The organism is Paenibacillus sp. EZ-K15 (assembly GCF_002573715.1).
GTDB lineage: Bacteria > Bacillota > Bacilli > Paenibacillales > Paenibacillaceae > Paenibacillus_AQ.
On the sequence record NZ_PDHM01000012.1, the window covers coordinates 433,539 to 449,891 of the forward strand.

Here is a 16,353-nt window from a genome sequence, read left to right on the forward strand (position 1 = left end):
GCCTTTACACTATGGAAAGCGGGGGATTGTCATGTTGAACGGAAAAGTCATTGTGCTTGGCGTTACAGGTGGCATTGCCGCGTATAAAGCAGCGACTTTATGCAGCAGGCTTGTCCAGAGGGGAGCGGATGTGCATGTCATTATGACGGAATCCGCGAAGCAGTTCATTCCGGAATTAACGCTTCAAACGCTGACTAAAAACCCGGTTTATAGCGATACCTTTGATGAACGGGATCCATCGGTCGTCTCGCATATCCATTTGGCTGATTTGGCCGACTTGGTATTGATCGCTCCGGCCACAGCCAATGTCATCGGCAAGATGGCACATGGCCTGGCGGATGACATGCTGACCACGACGCTGCTCGCGACCACGGCTCCTGTCATGATCTCGCCGGCAATGAACGTGCATATGTACACGCACCCGGCCGTCATGGCGAATATGGAGACGCTGGTCTCCCGCGGGGTATCCATGATTGAACCCGGAGAAGGGCTTCTGGCTTGCGGATATGTCGGTAAGGGACGGATGGAAGAGCCCGATACGATTGTTGACGTGGTTGACCGGTTTTTCCGAGATCGTGCCGCACAACCTGTGGCGTTGAATGAGGAAATGGCGAGCAGCTCGACAGGTATATTGCATGGTAAAAAGGTAGTTGTCACGGCCGGCGGCACGATCGAACGCATTGATCCGGTCCGGTATATAACGAATGATTCTTCCGGAAAAATGGGGTTTGCGATCGCGAAAGTGGCCAAGCAGTTGGGAGCGGATGTTCACCTCATTGCCGCTCATACCGATGAAGCTCCGCCAGAGGGAATCAAGACGGAAAAGGTGGAATCGGCTCAAGATATGTACGATGCGGTGCAACGCGTGTTCGATCATAGCGATATCGTGGTCAAGGCAGCAGCGGTTGCCGATTATCGCCCTGCTGAGGTAGCGACATCAAAGATCAAAAAGCGCGGGGAGACGATGACGCTGGATCTTGTCAAGACAACGGACATTCTGGAGAACCTTGGACGCCAAAAAACCACCCAGTTCTTAATCGGATTTGCTGCTGAGACCGATACGGTGGAGCAGTTTGCCAGAGAAAAGCTGAAACGCAAAAATTGCGATCTGATCGTTGCTAACGATGTTACACAGGAAGGAGCAGGCTTCCGCACGGATACGAACAGCGTTCATATCTTTGATACAGAAGGGCTGGTCCTGCAGCTTCCCGTGATGTCCAAGGAGGAAGTGGCCCAGAGGCTGTTAACGCTGGCGGCTGATCGGTTGTCCGGGAGGTCATCCTGATGGAAATGGCACGAGTGATTGTGGACGTGCCGTCCAAGGATACGGACCGGCCTTTTGATTATTTAATCCCTGAGGAACTCCGCCCATGGGTCGAGGTAGGCAGCCGGGTCGGCGTGCCGTTCGGGCACCGTACGCTTCAGGGGTTCGTGGTCTCTCTGCATCCCCGGCCCGAGATGGATACGGCCAAAATGAAGCCGATTCAGGAAGTGCTCGATGTGATGCCGCCGCTTTCGCCTGAACTGATTGAGCTTGGAGAATGGATGAAGGAGCGTTACGCATGCCGTTATATATCGGTTCTGCAGTCGATGCTGCCAACGGCGCTGAAAGGGAAGGCTGAGCGGTACATTTCCATTGGCGATTCAGACACGTCCCTGACGGATGAAACCGACGGATTATTTGCGCTCCTGCCCGAAAGTGAGTTGGAACAGGAGATCATCCGCTTTGTCAGTCAGAGAGGCGAGGTTTCGCTCCAGCAGTTAACGCGGGCATTTCCGGATGGGGCTGCCAGCATCAAAGCACTGATCGGCCGTGGACGGCTGAGTGAATATCAGCAAATCAAGGATAAACTGCAGAAAAAAACGGTGAAGGCGGTAGAGCTTGCCGTATCGAGCGAGGAAGCGCATCTGGCGCTTGCTTCATTTCCGGCCAAGGCCCAGCGCCAGAAGGAAGTGCTCCAGTATATATTGGAAATGGAAGCATTTCTGCCGATATCGCAGAAGGATCTGCTGCAGACGCTGGGCGTCACCGCAGGCACCGTGAAGGCGCTGGCGGACAAAGGGCTGATTACCCTTGAGGATATCGAAGTGTTCCGCGACCCCTATCGGGGGCGGCATTTTACGCCTAGCACCCCATTGGCGCTCACACCGGAGCAGCAAGCGGTGTACCGCAGCATCGTGCACAAGCTGGATGAACGCAAGCATGGCGTGTTTCTTCTCCACGGGGTAACAGGTAGCGGCAAGACCGAAATCTACCTGCAGACGATTCAGCGATGCCTTGAACAGGAGCGCCAGGCGATTGTCCTGGTGCCTGAAATATCGCTGACACCCCAAATGGTGGAACGGTTTAAAGCCCGTTTTGGCGACCGTGTAGCTGTCATGCACAGCCGGCTTTCAGATGGGGAGCGTTACGATGAATGGCGGAAAATAAGGGAAGGTCGGGCATCCGTTGTGGTGGGCGCACGATCGGCAGTATTTGCGCCGTTTGACCGTCTGGGCTTGATCATTATGGATGAGGAGCATGAAGGCTCTTATAAGCAGGAAGAGACGCCGAAGTACCATGCCAGGGATGTTGCGATTCACCGTGCCCAGCTGACCGGTGCAGCCGTCATTTTGGGTTCGGCAACGCCTTCGCTGGAGAGTTATCATGCGGCGAGATCGCAAGCTCAGGATGATTTTGCGCCTCATCTGCTGGAGATGCCGAGCCGTGCGCTGGGCAACAAGCTGCCTGAGGTCCAGGTCGTGGATATGCGAGAGGAGCTGCGAGAAGGAAATCGCTCGATGTTTAGCCGCTCCCTGCATGCCGCGATTTCGGCAAGGCTGGAACGCGGGGAACAGACGGTGCTGCTGCTGAATCGGCGGGGCTACTCCACGTTTGTCATGTGCCGGAGCTGCGGATATGTGGCAGGCTGTCCGGAATGCGACATATCGCTAACCTATCATCAGAAATCGAATAATTTGCGCTGCCACTATTGCGGTTATGCCGCACAGGCGCCGGAGGTTTGCCCGGATTGCGGAAGTGAACATATACGCTATTTCGGTACGGGAACGCAGCGTGTCGAGGAAGAATTGGCCAAGCTGTTTCCCGGCATTCGCGTCATTCGGATGGACGTTGATACCACGACCGAGAAGGGCTCCCATGAGAAGCTGCTGAAGCAGTTTCGAGATAAAAAAGGGGACGTGCTGCTAGGCACCCAGATGGTCGCCAAAGGCCTGGATTTCCCCGATGTCACCTTGGTCGGTGTCATTACAGCCGATTCGGCGCTGAACCTCCCCGATTTCCGGGCGGCTGAGAAGACGTTTCAGCTGCTTACGCAGGTTGCCGGAAGAGCAGGACGCCATCATCTGCCGGGTGAAGTGGTTATCCAATCCTATACGCCCGAGCATTATTCGATTATTCATGCAAGCAGCCATGATTATTTATCCTTTGTCAAGGACGAGCTGAAGCACCGCAAAGCGCTCCATTATCCGCCATATTGCAGGCTGATCCTGGTGACGCTGTCGCATGAACAGCTGCCGCTGCTGGTAAGAATGGCGGAGAATTTTGCTGCGACCATCAAAAGCGAATCCGACCGCCGGGGATGGTTTGGAAGTCTGGACCGCTTCGACGCTAGCGCGCTCGATATACTGGGTCCGGTAGCCTCCCCTATTCCGCGGTTGAAAAATAGATACAGATTTCAATGTATGATAAAATGGCGGGGAACGATGGATGCTGTCTCGCTGGTGCGTTCGGTTGCCGAGAAGCTTCAGGATTCGGCGCGGGACAGCAAGCTCCAGGTCAGTATTGACGTAGATCCGCAAATGTTAATGTAATACAGCATATAATGATGAAAAGCACAAGGATGGTGTCATAGACATGGCGATTCGTATTATCGTTAAAGAACCGGATGAGGTTCTTCATAAAAAGGCAAAGGAAGTTACCAAAATTACCCCGAACGTTCAAAAACTCCTGGACGATATGGCCGATACCATGTACGATGCGGAAGGCGTTGGATTAGCTGCGCCGCAGGTCGGCATTCTGAAGCGTCTGATCGTGATTGATGCCGGTGACGAGCACGGTTTGATCAAGATGATCAATCCGGAGATCGTGGAGAGCGAAGGCGAGCAATTCGGACCGGAGGGCTGCCTGAGCATTCCGGGATGGAACGGGGATGTGCGCCGTGCGGAGAAAGTGACGGTTAAGGGGCTTGATCGTGAAGGCAAAGAGCTTATCATTACGGGTACCGGGCTGCTTGCGAGAGCGTTTCAGCATGAAATCGATCATCTGAACGGGGTGCTGTTTACGGAAATCGCTGATCGGGTGTATGAGTATGTTCCGGAACAGCCGAGAAAAGAGCTGGAGAATCGATGAATATTGTATTTATGGGCACCCCGGCCTTTGCAGTACCCAGTCTGGAAATGTTGATTGCCGAAGGTTATTCTATAGCTGCCGTCGTTACGCAGCCTGACCGTCCGCAAGGGCGTAAAAAAGTGCTGACCCCAACACCGGTTAAGGAAGCCGCTCTTCGTCACGGCATCCCGGTTCTGCAGCCTCAGCGGCTGCGGAATCCGGAAGCCGTGGCCGAGCTGGCCCAATATAAGCCTGATTTGATCGTCACGGCCGCCTATGGCCAAATCCTGCCAAAATCAGTGCTGGATATGCCGTCACTCGGCTGTCTTAATGTCCACGGCTCGCTGCTCCCCGCTTATCGGGGAGGAGCTCCGATTCAGCGCAGCATCATCAACGGAGAATCCGTAACAGGCATCACCCTGATGTATATGGCGGAGGGGCTCGACACGGGTGACATGATTGCCAAGGCCGAGGTTCCCATTGAAGATGACGATACGGCCGGAACGATGTTCGAGAAGCTGAGCCAAGCCGGTGCGGAGCTGCTGATGCGGGAGCTGCCGCGGCTCGTGAAGGGCAAGGTAGATGCGGAGTCCCAGGATGAAACGAAGGCAACGTATGCTCCGAATCTGACCCGGGATGATGAGAGAATCGACTGGACGCGCACTTCCCGCGAAATTTACAATCAAATTCGCGGTCTGGTTCCTTACTCCGGTGGATTTACGCTGTGGAACGGGGATGTGTTTAAAGTATGGGCAGCGGCTAAGCCGGACAGCGCACAGACCCCATCTAGCGATGCACAGCCCGGAACTGTGCTTGAGCTCCATGAAAAGGGGATCGTCGTGAAAACTGGCGACGGCACGCTGACGCTGTTAACAGTTCAACCCAGCGGCAAGAAGGCGATGGATGCGGCGCAATTCGTGCGCGGGAGGAGCCTGACGGTCGGGACGGTGTTGACGTGAGCGGCAACCGCAGCCCGAAGGGGCGCCAAGACTCCCCGAGAGAGCTGGCGATGAATGTATTAACACAGGTTGAGCAGGAGGGGGCGTACAGTAATCTTCTGCTCAACACCGCCCTGCAGAAGTCCTCGCTTGCGAAGAGCGACGCGGGACTTGCCACAGAGCTGATCTATGGCACGATCTCTCGGCTGAACACGCTCGATTATTTTTTGGACAAGTTTGTCAATAAAGGGGTACAGAAGCTTCAGCCGTGGGTAAGGGCACTGCTTCGCATCAGTCTGTATCAGGTCGTATATCTGGATCGGATTCCGGATCACGCGGTTGTCAGCGAGGCCGTTAATCTGGCGAAGCGCCGCGGGCATCAAGGGATTTCCGGTATGGTGAACGGGGTGCTTCGGAATATTTTGCGTCAGAAGGAAAGCTTGGCGATCCCTGGGAATATGCCGGCGGCCCAGCGCATTTCTCTGCTGCATTCCCATCCGCAGTGGCTGGTGGAGCGCTGGATATCCCAGTATGGGATCGAGACCGCAGAGGCAATCTGTGGCGCGAATAATGAACCGCCGGCTGTCAGCGTCAGGGTGAACACCACGATGATCAGCCGGGAGGACATGTTGGCATTAATGAGCAGCCACGGCCTCAATGCCACCCCTTCGTCGCTTAGCCCCTATGGGATTGTCGTAAAAGGAGCGGGCAATATGGCCTTGACCGATTGGTATCGGGACGGGATGATCTCGATTCAGGATGAAAGCTCCATGCTGGTCGCCGAGGCTGTACAGCCAGAGGCGGGAATGCGGGTGCTGGATTGCTGCGCAGCCCCGGGCGGGAAAAGTGCCCACATGGGCGAGCTGATGAAGGATGAAGGCAGCATTGTTGCCAACGACATCCATGCCCATAAAGGCAAGCTGATATCGGATCAGGCCAGCCGTTTGGGACTGGACAGCATTTCGATCGTGACCGGTGACGCGCTGGATTTGGTTGACCGCTTCGAGCCTGCGTCTTTTGACCGAATTTTGCTGGATGCTCCATGCTCCGGCCTTGGCGTAATCCGTCGCAAGCCTGATCTGAAGTGGGGCAAGTCACAGGAGGACATACATGAAATTGCGGAGCTGCAGCTAAGGCTGCTGGAGTCGGTCTCCACCTTGCTTCGTCCCGGAGGACTCTTGGTGTACAGCACGTGTACGATTGAGCCGCTGGAGAATGAAGGCGTTGTATCTGCTTTTCTGGAAAGCCATTCCGAGTTTGACATCGCGAAAGATGGCCTCGGAGCCTTAAGCCGGCTGGAAGAGAAATCGCTTCAGCGTGGAGGCGGGATTCAAATTCTGCCCCAGCACTATCATAGTGACGGCTTTTACATTGCAAGACTCGGCAGACGCCCCTCTTAGGGTGTCCGCCGCCATGACTATAGTCGTATCCCGCCAATGCCGGCGGGTTTTCCTCTTTTACCGTCTCTTTTATTTATGTTAGAATAGGAAGAATGAAAAAAGAGATGCATATGAATGTAATAGGGAGAGTTCGGAAGAATGCTGACTGGACTTCCTCTAAATTAGACAGGTGTGGTGAGAATGAAACCTTTTATATATGATTATTCACTGGAAGAGCTTCAAGCATGGGCTCAAGAGAATGGGGAACCGGCGTTTCGCGGAACCCAGATTTATGACTGGCTGTACGTAAAGCGGGTGAACGACTTTGCGGAAATGACGAATCTGTCCAAGGAGCTTCGGACGAAGCTGGAGCAGGAGTTTAGTTTCGTTACCCTGACGGAAATCACCAAGCTGGAGTCAAAGGACGGAACGGTCAAGTTTCTGTTCGGTCTGCATGATGACCATGCGATCGAGACCGTCATCATGAGGCATAATTACGGCAACAGCATCTGCGTTACAACGCAGGTAGGCTGCCGTATCGGATGTACGTTCTGCGCATCCACATTGGGTGGCTTGAAGCGGAATCTGACCTCCGGCGAGATTGTTGCCCAGGTGGTTCAGGCGCAGAAGATTCTCGATAAAACGGGAGAACGTGTCGGCAGCATCGTGATCATGGGCTCAGGCGAACCGTTTGAGAACTATGAAGCGACCATGAAGTTTCTGCGCACGATGATCCATGAAAAAGGATTGAATATCGGCCAGCGCCACATTACCGTTTCGACGAGTGGCATTGTGCCTAACATCTATAAATTCACGGAAGAGGATACCCAGATTAATCTGGCCATCTCCATCCATGCACCGAACGATAAGCTGCGCTCCAAGCTAATGCCTGTTAACCGCCGGTTCCCGTTTGATGACGTGATTGAGTCGCTTCGTTATTACCAAGCAAAAACCGGACGGCGCATTACGTTTGAATACGCCTTGATCGGCGGCGTAAACGATCAGGTTGAGCATGCCGAAGAGCTTGCGGATGTCATTAAGGATATGAACTGCTTCGTCAATCTGATTCCGGTTAACCATGTGCCGGAACGGAAATATGTTCGCACATCGCGTAACGATATTTTCAAATTTCAACGTGCGTTAGCAGACAAGGGGGTCAATGTGACCATCCGTCGTGAACAAGGCCATGATATCGCTGCCGCTTGCGGTCAGCTGCGGGCCAAGCATATGGAGTTGGGGTGAGAAGATTTGATCAAGACGGTTCATGTAAGCCATGTGGGACGCGTTCGTCCTGTTAATGAAGATTCGGTATTTGTTAGCACACTGGAGCATGGCTATACCTTGGGTGTGGTTGCTGACGGTATGGGAGGTCACCTTGCGGGTGACACCGCCAGCAGGCTTGCGGTAGATACCGTAGCCGAGGATTTGTCCTCTTTGGAACAGGACATGTCCATGGAAAGTATTCGGGCTGCGCTTGGTGATGCCATATTGCATGCCAATGCCGTTATCTATCGTGAAGCCTCGGCTGATGAGCGGCTTCACAATATGGGCACGACGATTGTAGCGGTGCTGCTGCGAGGTTCCGAAGGTTATATCGGACATATCGGGGATAGCAGGGCTTACAAAGTCGTTCCCGGACAAGTGATTCGACTCACAGATGACCACACATTGGTCAATGAGCTTTTTAAGAGTGGTCAGATTACGGAAGATCAACTGGAAACCCATCCCCGGAAAAATGTATTAAGCCGGGCACTTGGAACGGATGTGGATGTGACGGTTGAGCTAACACCGGTTACGATCGGAGAAGGCGAAGTGCTGCTGCTCTGCAGTGACGGGCTCAGCAACCGGGTCAGCCGAGAGCTGATCGGTCAGATTTCCGGTTCACTTGACCTTCCTCTGGAAGAAAGAGCGGATCGCCTGCTTCAACTGGCACTTCTTGCTGGCGGTGAGGACAACATCACGGTCGCTATGTTTGAACATCAAGAAGAAGTTGTCGGGCAACGTATAAAGGGGTGGGATTCATGATCGGACATGAATTGGCTGGTCGTTATAAAATTATAGAGCGCATCGGTGGCGGTGGCATGGCGCTAGTCTACAAGGCTCAGGATATTTTGCTGAACCGGAATGTAGCGATCAAAGTGCTGCGCCAGCAGTTTGTGCATGACGAGGAATTTATTCGCCGTTTCCGGCGTGAGGCACAGTCAGCGGCTTCGTTGTCGCATTCCAACGTGGTCAGCATCTATGATGTGGGCCAAGAGGAAGAAGTGCATTACATCGTCATGGAATATATCGAAGGTCAGAATTTGAATGAAATTATAAAAGAACGGGCACCGCTGCAGGTGGAAGAAGCTGTGCGGATTGCTATCCAGATCTGCGATGCACTGGGGCACGCCCATCATAACCAGATCATTCACCGGGATATTAAACCGCATAATATTCTGATTGGCCGGAATGGGAGGGTCAAAGTAACCGACTTTGGCATTGCCAGGGCGGTCACGTCGACAACCATTACGCAGACAGGCTCTGTTGTGGGCTCTGTGCATTATTTTTCGCCGGAGCACGCCAAGGGCGTCGTTACTGGCGAGAAATCGGATTTATACTCACTTGGTATTGTGTTATATCAAATGCTCACGGCCCGTCTTCCATTTCTGGGCGAGAGCCCGATTAGCGTTGCGCTGAAACATCTCCAGGAGGAATTTGATGAGCCTAGAGAAGTGAATCCGCTTATTCCTCAAAGCGTGGAGAACATCATCCTGAAGTCCATGCGCAAAAACCCGGAGGAGCGTTACCAGTCTGCGGAAGAGATGATGGACGATCTCGAGACGTGCTTGATGCCGATGCGACTCAACGAACCGAAGATGGAGTTCGAGGACGATGCCGATTCTACCCTGGTCATGCCGGCGCTCAAAACGATGCAGCGCAGCAGTCAGCATCAGCATAACCCGGACGATGACTCGGATGACGAGGAATTTGAGGAAAAGCCGACCGGTAAACCGAAGAAAAAATGGGTCAAGCCGACCATCATCATCGGTTCGGTGCTCCTGTTCCTCGGCATCATGGCTGGTGTCGTCATGTATGTGAGCAACATGCTGGAGGTACCTGAGGTTAAGGTGCCCCCAGTTGTAGGCATGACGGAAGAGGAAGCGATCCGCGAGCTTGAGGCCCAAGGTTTGACGGTGAATGAGGAAGTGATCCGGAAATATAAACCGGATGTCGATGAAGGCATCGTGTTTGCACAGGACAAGGAAGCTGAGACCATGCTGAAGAAGGGGTCTCCGGTTCAATTGTCGGTTGGGGATGCGAAGCCGCTTCCGGAAATGCCGGACCTTAATGGAAAGACGTTTGATGAGGCTGTTGCTGCGTTAAAAGAAATTGGCGTTAAGGAAACCTCCATTAAACGATCGTCCGAAAAAAATGATGAAGTTCCTCAAGGCAAGATCTTTAAACAAAGTCCAGAAGCCACTACAAAAATCGATCCGGAAACGGAAGTAATCAACGTAACGGTAAGCGAGGGCAAGAATTTTGTCCCTATGCCGGGCGTGGTTGGCTTAGAGCAGGAGAATGCCGTCAATATATTGGAGTCCAATGGCTTTAAGGTTGAGGCAATCAAAGAGAGATCCAGTTATGAAGTGAAGAAGGGCATCGTAGTAGAGCAGTGGCCGCATGAGGCCAATGAACAGGTTCCTCCAGGCTCCAAAATCACATTATTCGTAAGCTCCGGCTATCCTTCCGATGCGCTTGAGTATAATTACAGTGTACCGGTCTCGCCAAGCATGGAAGGCCAGGAAAGCAAAATTCGGGTCGTTTTCACCGATGCGCTGGGAGAAAACCAGGAAGCTGTGAACAAGGTCATTACAACCTCGGAAATGGTACCTGTGAAGCTGCTGCTGGCTCCTGACAAACATGCAACGGTCATGATCTTCCGTGACGGTCGCCAAGTGGATACGTACAGCGTAAGTTACAGCGATGTCAAGAATGGCACCGTGCCGCAGCCGACCTTTGAACAACCGCCTGTTGAGCCTGATGTACCGGTGGACACCAATCCGGATGAAGGAACTGGCGAGGAAGGTTCGAATGAGGAAGATGATGCAGCTTACCATTGGGATAACGGGAACAATGGAAATGGCAAGGGCAAAGGTAAAGATAACGATTAGAAACAAGTTGTGAGCACACTAAATTTCAACAAGAAAGGTGAGGCCTATTATATGCTAGAGGGACTGATCGTGAAGGCACTAAGCGGATATTATTATGTCAAACCAATGCAGGATGGCAACATTATATCCGGGGAGGACCCAGCGGTTCAATGCAGAGCCCGCGGCATTTTCAAAAAGAAAGGTATCTCTCCGCTCGTTGGAGATCACGTGATGTACTCATTGACTGAAAATGGGGAAGGGACCGTGGACGAAATTCTTCCACGGTCTTCCCAATTAATTCGCCCGCCTGTCGCGAACGTCGACCTGGCGGTGCTGTTGTTTTCGGTCAAAGAACCGAATCTGAGCCTGCATCTGCTGGACAAGTTTCTGGTACATATTGAGCATGAGAGCCTTGAGGCATTGATCTGTCTGACGAAGCAGGATCTTGTGGACGCCTCCGACGGTGTACTGGAGCAGGTGAAGCGCCAGTATGAAGAGATTGGTTATGAAGTGCTGATTACCAGCTCTCTGCAAGGGATCGGGACCGAAGAGGTGAAGAAACGCCTGGCCGGTCGAATCAGTGTCTTCTCCGGTCAATCCGGTGTCGGGAAATCGTCCCTGCTGAATGCGTTGATGCCAGGCCTCTCGCTGGAGACGAGTGAAATTAGTCTGCGTCTTGGCCGCGGTCGACATACGACACGCCATGTGGAGCTGATTGAGCTTGATAACGGAGGGTATGTAGCCGATACACCCGGCTTTAGCCAGTTGGATTTTCTGGAGCTGGGTGTCGAGGAGTTATCGACCTGTTTCAGAGAATTTGCTCCTTATGCTGCGGAATGTAAATTCAGAGGCTGCAGTCATCTGCAGGAGCCGGGCTGCCGGGTGATCCAAGCCAAAGAGGATGGAATCATCCTGGCTAGCCGTTATGAGCATTATGTGGAGTTTTATACAGAGATGAAAGACAAGAAGCGGAGGTACTGAATGATGATTAAAATTGCGCCATCCATATTGTCAGCGGATTTTGCGAAGCTGGGACAAGAAATTAAGGAAGCCGAGGCTGGCGGAGCCGACTGGATTCATGTGGACGTCATGGACGGACACTTTGTACCTAATATTACGCTGGGACCGCCGATCGTCCAAGCCATCAGACCCCATACAAGCCTGCTGCTTGACGTACACTTGATGATTGAACAGCCTGAGCTGTATATTGCGGACTTTGTCAAGGCTGGAGCCGATCTGATCACCGTTCATGCCGAGACCTGCCCGCATCTTCATCGAGTCATCCATCTGATCAAAGAGTTTGGCGTGAAGGCCGGCGTCGCGATCAATCCGGCTACGCCGGCCAATGTCCTTCAGGAAGTGCTGCCTGACTTGGATTTGGTGCTGGTGATGACCGTGAACCCGGGGTTTGGCGGACAAGCATTTATCGAGCGGACTGTAAACAAGATCTCACAGCTGCGTGAATGGATTTCAAACTCCGACTACCCGAATATCCATATTGAAGTGGATGGCGGCATTACAGCGGAGACAGCGCCGCTTGTAGTGGAAGCGGGAGCGGATGTCCTGGTTGCGGGCAGCGCCGTATTCAGCAAGCCGGATCGCGCGGCAGCCATTGCAGTAATCCGTGACAGCGTAACATCTTGACCAGAACGTGAGCAACGGGATGCATAGGGCGCGGGGTTCCCGCATAAATATGGTTACATGAGCTGGGTTCTCATGTAGCCTTTTTTGTCTGTGTTCACATCTATGGGCTTGGTGCATAACATAATCTAGGAAGGCATGAGAATGATGGGGAGGGTGAGACATGAAATTCTATACGTTCAAGCTGCCGAAGTTTTTGGGAGGTTTTGTGAAGGCCATCTTAAATACGTTTCACAAGAGCTGACAGCTTGTCCCGGCGTAACAAAACCTCCGCCTGGGACTGACGCCGCCTAGCCGGTTCTGGGGAAAGAGGCAAGAACACTCCGATAGAGCGCGCATGGAGGACATACCGCATCTGTGTGCGGAGGTTTTTCTTGCGGTATAAGAAAGCCATAAAGTGCGGGAGTTCTCCTTCGCTTTCTTATATCAAAAGAAGAGTGTCTAGCGACGTACTTATCGAGGACAGACTGCGTTCGACCGGAAGTTTTTCTTGCGATATAAGAAAGCGGAAGTTTTGCTCTTTCATTTTTCTTATATCTAAATAAAAAAAGCACCTGCTATCTGCTAAGGGTGCTTTTTGTTTAGAAGGAGAATATGTATCTAAACGCAAGAAAAACTTCCTTGTCCCGGATCGCCCACAAATGGTGCCTGGAGATTAAGAAGTTTTTCTTCATATAACACAAGATGATTATACGCGAGTCACTTTACCGGATTTCAAAGCGCGAGTGCTGACGTATACACGTTTTGGCTTGCCATCCACCAAAATGCGAACCTTTTGAACGTTGACACCCCAAGAACGCTTGTTGTGATTGTTAGCGTGAGAAACATGGTTACCACTGCTTGGTTTCTTGCCAGTTACATAACATTTGCGAGCCATTTATTACACCTCCTTGTTCCTAACCCTGCATGAAACAATACTTAAATATAATATCACAGTAAAAATTGCTCCGTCAACTGTCTTAAAAACATTTATTTCTCTTTGCCATTATAGTACAATGTTGATTAGTCCATAATATTTCCGAAGAAATAGTTCGTGGGCTTGTCGGCATGGCTCTCAAAAGGCTTGGGAACCGCCGGAAAGCGTAGAGGACGAGAGGATAGCCCATCATAGATTTATGATCCATTAATCATGGTAAGTCTTTTATTTACTGCCTGGGCATTTCGTCAGCTATAAGCTATGAAATAGATATGAAATTTACAACAAGAAGTGTTATGGGTATCAAGCCAGGAAGGGGAATTCTCATTGAGTAAGCGTTCTTTGAATGGAACAGAATTTACCGCGATGGTCCTAGCCGGAGCGGAGCAGCTGCAGCAGCATGCAGAACACGTCAATTCCCTGAATGTATTCCCGGTGCCGGACGGCGACACGGGGACCAACATGAATTTGACGATGACTGCAGGTGTGGCAGAACTGAAGAGTAAGTACTCGGAGTCCGTCGGGCATAGTGCCGGTGTGCTGTCCAAGGGGCTTCTGATGGGAGCCAGAGGGAACTCGGGGGTTATTCTGTCCCAGCTGTTCCGTGGTTTCAGCCGATATGCTGCACCTTATACAGAACTAAATTCTCATCAATTCGCCGCAGCACTGCAGACAGGCGTAGAAGCTGCGTATAAAGCTGTCGTGAAGCCTGTTGAAGGTACCATTCTTACCGTAGCTAAAGAAGCGGCCAAGCATGCGGTCTATTTCTCCCGCCGCAACAACGATATCGTGGAATTGATGGAGCAGGTGTTGGCCAAAGCCAAAGAAACACTGTCCCAGACCCCGGATATGCTTCCTGTTCTGAAGCAGGTTGGCGTCGTGGACTCGGGTGGCCAGGGCCTGGTTTACATTTATGAAGGTTTCTTGCAGGCGCTGAGAAAAGACGCTCCGTTCGGATCGCTTGCTGTTGCCGAAGGACAAGCTGAACAGAGCAACACGGCACCGGCCTTTCAAGCAGTCCCTGACTTCTCGGCGGTTCAAGCTCCGGCTTCTGCCCAGTCCAGACTGTCCACAGAGGATATTGAATTTTTATATGACATGGAATTCTTTATTAATCGGCAGCTCGGAGAAGGAACGAACGCAGACTTTGATGAAGATAAGTTCCGGAAAGCGCTTGCAGTGAATGGTGATTCCATCATTGTCATCGCCGATGACGAGACCATCAAAGTTCATGTGCATTCCAAGGCTCCGGGCGAAGTGTTGAATTTGGCGCTAATGTATGGAGAGATCACTCAGATCCATATATTGAATATGCGCGAGCAGCACCGTGATTTGCTGACAACGGGAATGGATATCGCACCGATGCCTGAGTTATTTGCGGATATTCCGGCAGAGACCGTGACTCCGGAAGCTCCGGCTGTTCCTCCGGCAGACGAGATCGCACCGTACGGTTTCATTGCGGTATCGTCAGGGGAAGGCATATCCGACATATTCAAAAGCCTTGGCGTTGACGTCGTTCTCTCCGGAGGACAGACAATGAACCCGAGCACCGAGGATTTTGTTAATGCGATTTCTTCGATCTCGGCGCAGCAGATTTACATCCTGCCGAATAACTCCAACATCGTGCTGGCTGCCCAGCAGGCAAGAGAGCTTCTCGAAGGCGAGCGCAGCGTAACGGTTATTCCGAGCAAGACGATTCCGCAGGGGATCGCGGCAGCATTTGCTTTCCAGGAAGACGAGAATGCGGATATGAATACCGACAATATGCTGGATGCGATCACTCGTGTGCAATCGGGGCAGGTAACCTATGCCGTTCGGGACACAACGATCGATGATCTCGAGATCAAGGCTGGCCAGTTCATCGGTATTCGCAATTCCAACATCGTTGCAGCAAACGCGGATCTGATTACGACCTCCCAGGATTTGCTGAGTAAAATGCTGGAATCCGGGGATGAAATCGTGACTCTGCTTACCGGCGCGGACGCAACCGAGGAATCGACCAACGCACTCACGGAGTGGCTTGGTGAGCAGTACCCTAACGCAGAGGTTGAGGTACACTACGGCGGACAACCGATCTATTCCTATCTGTTCTCCGTGGAGTCTTGATATACAACGCTTTGACATTATGCAAGGTACATTTATAGGAGGGGTTCCGGTGAATAAGACCGTTATTGTGACAGACAGCACAGCGGATATTCCGGCAGACCTGGCGAAGCAACACAACATTCATATTGTGCCGCTGAAACTCATGTTCGGGGAAGATTCGTATTTGGACGGAGTCGAAATCACGCCGGGAGAGTTCTACAAAAAGCTGGTTGAGTCGCCGCAGCTTCCGACGACCTCTCAGCCTTCACCCGCAGATTTTGCGGCTGCGTATGAGTCCATCTTGGAACAGCACCCAGGCTGCTCTATTGTGTCGATTCACATCTCATCCGGCATGAGCGGGACGTATCAGTCCGCGTTGCTTGCCACCTCTCTAATCGAAGGAGAAGCGGATATAACCGTGTGGGATTCCAAATCGGCCTCCTATGGTTTCGGATTATTGGTGGTCCATGCAGCGAAGCTCGCACAAGAAGGAGCCTCTGTTTCTGATATTATTTCGTCACTCGAAGACCTTCGTTCCAAGCGCCGCCTCTACTTCTTGGTAGATACGCTGGAATATTTGCAGAAGGGCGGACGGATCGGTAAGGCTTCGGCTGTGCTGGGCACGCTGCTTAACATTAAGCCGATCTTGTCCATTGATGGCGAAGGAATCATATTTCCGGTAGACAAGGTCCGCGGTCGCAAGAAAGCGACAGCGAAAATTATTGAACTGTTTCAACAGGATTTAACCGGTGTGAAAAATATTAAAGTGGCTGTGGGTCATACGGCTGACCCTGCTCAGGTTGAGGATTTTCTGCAGCAGCTGTCCGCTGTGTTTACGATTGAGGAAACCGTATTTTCCGAGATCGGTCCGGTTGTCGGTACGCACGTTGGACCGGGAACCATTGCAGCATATATATGGCCTGCTTAAGTG

The 16,353-nt window shown here is 52.1% G+C and carries 14 protein-coding genes; 13 read left to right on the top strand and 1 reads right to left on the bottom strand.

Annotated features, from left to right (window positions below):
* Positions 1–31 precede the first annotated feature (31 nt).
* From coaBC to spoVM, 11 genes are all read left to right on the top strand, one after another.
* Positions 32–1,285 carry a bifunctional phosphopantothenoylcysteine decarboxylase/phosphopantothenate--cysteine ligase CoaBC gene (coaBC, locus tag CRG97_RS10020; RefSeq protein ID WP_098742830.1) on the top strand — a complete coding sequence of 418 codons (1,254 nt, stop codon included), beginning with the start codon at positions 32–34 and terminating at the stop codon, positions 1,283–1,285.
* On the top strand, positions 1,285–3,813 hold the full coding sequence (gene priA, locus CRG97_RS10025) for a primosomal protein N' (RefSeq protein WP_098742831.1): 2,529 nt from the start codon (positions 1,285–1,287) through the stop codon (positions 3,811–3,813). The genes coaBC and priA overlap by 1 nt, the downstream gene beginning before the upstream one ends.
* Positions 3,814–3,856: 43 nt before the next feature.
* Entirely contained in the window at positions 3,857–4,351 is a 495-nt protein-coding gene (gene def / locus CRG97_RS10030; protein ID WP_076320731.1) for a peptide deformylase, read from the top strand.
* Positions 4,348–5,289 carry a methionyl-tRNA formyltransferase gene (gene fmt / locus CRG97_RS10035; protein WP_098742832.1) on the top strand — a complete coding sequence of 314 codons (942 nt, stop codon included), beginning with the start codon at positions 4,348–4,350 and terminating at the stop codon, positions 5,287–5,289. The genes def and fmt overlap by 4 nt, the downstream gene beginning before the upstream one ends.
* On the top strand, positions 5,286–6,668 hold the full coding sequence (gene rsmB / locus CRG97_RS10040; protein ID WP_098742833.1) for a 16S rRNA (cytosine(967)-C(5))-methyltransferase RsmB: 1,383 nt from the start codon (positions 5,286–5,288) through the stop codon (positions 6,666–6,668). The genes fmt and rsmB overlap by 4 nt, the downstream gene beginning before the upstream one ends.
* A gap of 180 nt (positions 6,669–6,848) precedes the next feature.
* Positions 6,849–7,889 carry a dual-specificity RNA methyltransferase RlmN gene (rlmN, locus tag CRG97_RS10045; protein ID WP_076320734.1) on the top strand — a complete coding sequence of 347 codons (1,041 nt, stop codon included), beginning with the start codon at positions 6,849–6,851 and terminating at the stop codon, positions 7,887–7,889.
* 6 nt (positions 7,890–7,895) lie between these two features.
* Entirely contained in the window at positions 7,896–8,672 is a 777-nt protein-coding gene (locus tag CRG97_RS10050; protein ID WP_076320735.1) for a Stp1/IreP family PP2C-type Ser/Thr phosphatase, read from the top strand.
* On the top strand, positions 8,669–10,801 hold the full coding sequence (gene pknB, locus CRG97_RS10055) for a Stk1 family PASTA domain-containing Ser/Thr kinase (protein WP_098742834.1): 2,133 nt from the start codon (positions 8,669–8,671) through the stop codon (positions 10,799–10,801). Before CRG97_RS10050 ends, pknB begins: the two co-directional genes overlap by 4 nt.
* Positions 10,802–10,852: 51 nt before the next feature.
* Positions 10,853–11,761 (top strand): ribosome small subunit-dependent GTPase A, encoded by a 909-nt coding sequence (gene rsgA, locus CRG97_RS10060; RefSeq protein WP_076320737.1) that lies wholly within the window; start codon positions 10,853–10,855, stop codon positions 11,759–11,761.
* Positions 11,762–11,764: 3 nt separating this feature from the next.
* Positions 11,765–12,424 carry a ribulose-phosphate 3-epimerase gene (gene rpe, locus CRG97_RS10065; RefSeq protein WP_098743099.1) on the top strand — a complete coding sequence of 220 codons (660 nt, stop codon included), beginning with the start codon at positions 11,765–11,767 and terminating at the stop codon, positions 12,422–12,424.
* A gap of 160 nt (positions 12,425–12,584) precedes the next feature.
* The gene (gene spoVM / locus CRG97_RS10070; protein ID WP_034273235.1) at positions 12,585–12,665 is read left to right on the top strand and encodes a stage V sporulation protein SpoVM; all 81 of its coding nucleotides are present in this window, start codon (positions 12,585–12,587) and stop codon (positions 12,663–12,665) included.
* Between the two features lie 444 nt (positions 12,666–13,109).
* Here spoVM and rpmB read toward each other — a convergent pair whose 3' ends face one another.
* The gene (gene rpmB / locus CRG97_RS10075; protein WP_006209230.1) at positions 13,110–13,298 is read right to left on the bottom strand and encodes a 50S ribosomal protein L28; all 189 of its coding nucleotides are present in this window, start codon (positions 13,296–13,298) and stop codon (positions 13,110–13,112) included.
* Positions 13,299–13,664: 366 nt separating this feature from the next.
* Between rpmB and CRG97_RS10080 the strand changes: the two genes are divergently transcribed.
* Positions 13,665–15,443, top strand: coding sequence for a DAK2 domain-containing protein (locus tag CRG97_RS10080; protein WP_098742835.1), 1,779 nt, complete (start codon positions 13,665–13,667; stop codon positions 15,441–15,443).
* Between the two features lie 49 nt (positions 15,444–15,492).
* Positions 15,493–16,350 (top strand): DegV family protein, encoded by an 858-nt coding sequence (locus CRG97_RS10085; RefSeq protein WP_098742836.1) that lies wholly within the window; start codon positions 15,493–15,495, stop codon positions 16,348–16,350.
* Positions 16,351–16,353: the final 3 nt, after the last annotated feature.

Coding starts and splice junctions, on each gene's coding strand:
- rsgA (WP_076320737.1), top strand. CDS start 10,853: ATGCTAGAGGGACTGATCGTGAAGGCACTAAGCGGATATTATTATGTC.
- rpe (WP_098743099.1), top strand. CDS start 11,765: ATGATTAAAATTGCGCCATCCATATTGTCAGCGGATTTTGCGAAGCTG.
- priA (WP_098742831.1), top strand. CDS start 1,285: ATGGAAATGGCACGAGTGATTGTGGACGTGCCGTCCAAGGATACGGAC.
- rpmB (WP_006209230.1), bottom strand. CDS start 13,298: ATGGCTCGCAAATGTTATGTAACTGGCAAGAAACCAAGCAGTGGTAAC.
- coaBC (WP_098742830.1), top strand. CDS start 32: ATGTTGAACGGAAAAGTCATTGTGCTTGGCGTTACAGGTGGCATTGCC.
- def (WP_076320731.1), top strand. CDS start 3,857: ATGGCGATTCGTATTATCGTTAAAGAACCGGATGAGGTTCTTCATAAA.
- rlmN (WP_076320734.1), top strand. CDS start 6,849: ATGAAACCTTTTATATATGATTATTCACTGGAAGAGCTTCAAGCATGG.
- pknB (WP_098742834.1), top strand. CDS start 8,669: ATGATCGGACATGAATTGGCTGGTCGTTATAAAATTATAGAGCGCATC.
- fmt (WP_098742832.1), top strand. CDS start 4,348: ATGAATATTGTATTTATGGGCACCCCGGCCTTTGCAGTACCCAGTCTG.
- spoVM (WP_034273235.1), top strand. CDS start 12,585: ATGAAATTCTATACGTTCAAGCTGCCGAAGTTTTTGGGAGGTTTTGTG.